Source organism: Nitrosophilus sp. (assembly GCF_982775275.1).
Genome location: NZ_CEXZHP010000236.1, coordinates 1 through 2,188, shown reverse-complemented (window position 1 = coordinate 2,188; position 2,188 = coordinate 1). Strand labels below are relative to the sequence as shown.

Sequence of the window (2,188 nt, the reverse complement as noted above, 5' to 3'; positions counted from 1 at the left end):
AAATGAATTTGTAGATAAAAAGAAAAATAAAGAGTGTTTGCCTAAAGTTAGTGAAATGTTTGATATTGGAGATGATTATCCGAATTCTCTATTAACACAAGAGATTTTGGAACAGATAAAGAGAGAAGAGGAAGAAAAAAAAGAACAGAAACTTTTTGATAATAAATTAGATAATGTCAATGGTGAATTACAAAAAGGGAAAGAATGTAATATCCAAATAGTAGAAAACTTTATCAAAAATTATCCAGATTATGAAAAATTAGATGAGATAAAAACAAAACTCCAAAATATAAAAGACAGTTTAATCCAAGATAAACATAGTGAAGTAAATAACAAATTTGATAGTTCTTTAAAAGCCTTGCAAAGCAAAAAAAACAATCAAAAGCAATATAAAAAGGAGTTAGATAAATTTTTAAAGAAATGGAGTGCAGAAAAAAACAATAAAAAATCACCATATATTTTAGATAAATTAAAAAAACTACAAAAGAGTTAAAAAAATTTAATAAAGAAAATTTTAATAAAAATAAAGATCTCATCAAATAAAATGCAATTAGAGTGTTTAACTCTTTAAAAGGTAAAAAACAAAAAAAATTCTTTAAAGAAATTCAACTTGCAAGATTTTTAGATAAAGATTTTGAAGAGGAGGTAAAAAATCTTTGTTAAAGATTTAGAGCTTGTAATGGAATATATTTTAAGTTCAGATGAACTAAATAAAAAGGATTTATATAGCTAAAAAAATAAATACAGCGGGAGAGTTTATGAAAAGAGCAGTTATTACAATTTTAGGTTTAGCAGGTGGTAGGATAGATAAAAATGAACCTGATGGGTATAAAAATTTTAGAAGTAAATACCCTTATTATTTTTTAGAAGATAAAAGTGATAGCAAAGATTATACAAATACTTTACCACTTTTATTTGATAAATTTAAAGATAGAGATATTGTGCCAATCTATACTCAGGATGCAAAGAATATGCAAATAAAACTTTTAAAAGAAAATGAAGATAAAGATATTAAAGATATTTTTAATAATGGTAAAAAAATAGATAATGTAGATGATTACTCAACATTATTAAAAAATATAGATGATGCAATTTTTGATAATCAATATGAAAGTATTATAGTAGATATTACACATGGATTTAGGCATATTCCTATATTTGCTACTATAGATCTTATTATGGCAAATATGACAAACCTTGGTAAAATAGAACATATCTATTATGCAAAAGAGAAACAAATAGAAGATAAAAAGGAATATCATATTGTAGATATTAAAGAGTATTTAGATTTGGCTAATATATCTTATATATTAACTACATTTGACAAAAACTATACAGTTGCAAATAATGTAAAAGTAACAAATAAAAGCTTAAATGATTTTATTGATGATTTAGAGAATTTTTCTAAACACATTTTAGCAAATTCGATTGATGAGTTAATGAAAAATACAAATAAGAAAAGATCTATCATCTCTAAACTTATTTTGCACATAGAAAATTTATTAAAAAGTGAAAATTTGATATTTAAAAATCTCAATAGACTACTACAAGATACATTAAAACATATTAAGCAAATAGAGCAGTATAGCAAAGAAGTATCATTTAAACAACTATATTATCTTTCAGAGAATATGTTTACTAAAGGATATCTACTTAATAGTATTACACTTTTAAGTGAGGCTATTGGGATGTATTGTTCTTTGGGACTTAAAAATATTGACAAAAAACTTGCCGAAAAAATTGAAGAATTTGAGAAAAGAGCAATTGCTGAAAAAAATAATGAAAAAATTATCTATAAACTTTATGATTTATATAATCAAGCAAAAGCATTATATAATGTTTCAAATTATAATGGAATATTTTTAGAAGTAAAAACTAGATATATAAAAAATACAAAAAATAGGCAAAAAGCAGATGAGTGGAATCAATCTGTTAAAGATTTAACACATTTGATAAAAACAAAGGTTGAAAAAGATGATAAATTAAAACAACTAATTATTGATATTGATAATATTAGAAATAATTTAGCTCATGCAAATAGTTCTAAAAGATTAATTGATGTTGAAAGTGATATTAAAAATGTCTTAAAGTTATATAAAGAAATTTGTATAGATAAAAATATTCTTCAGGTTAAAGATATTAAATAAAATTCTTGGGTATTGAAATTATAAATTTTGTATTTAAAATA

Annotated in this window: 1 protein-coding gene and 1 pseudogene; both read left to right on the top strand. The window is 22.4% G+C overall.

Annotated features, from left to right (window positions below; translation table 11 throughout):
- Nucleotides 1–493: pseudogene (locus tag AC30RD_RS08705) on the top strand (hypothetical protein); the annotation flags it as partial.
- A 265-nt stretch (nucleotides 494–758) separates the two neighbouring features.
- A complete protein-coding gene (locus AC30RD_RS08700; protein ID WP_489494113.1) occupies nucleotides 759–2,147 on the top strand; it encodes a TM1812 family CRISPR-associated protein in 1,389 nt (462 codons plus the stop codon).
- Nucleotides 2,148–2,188: the final 41 nt, after the last annotated feature.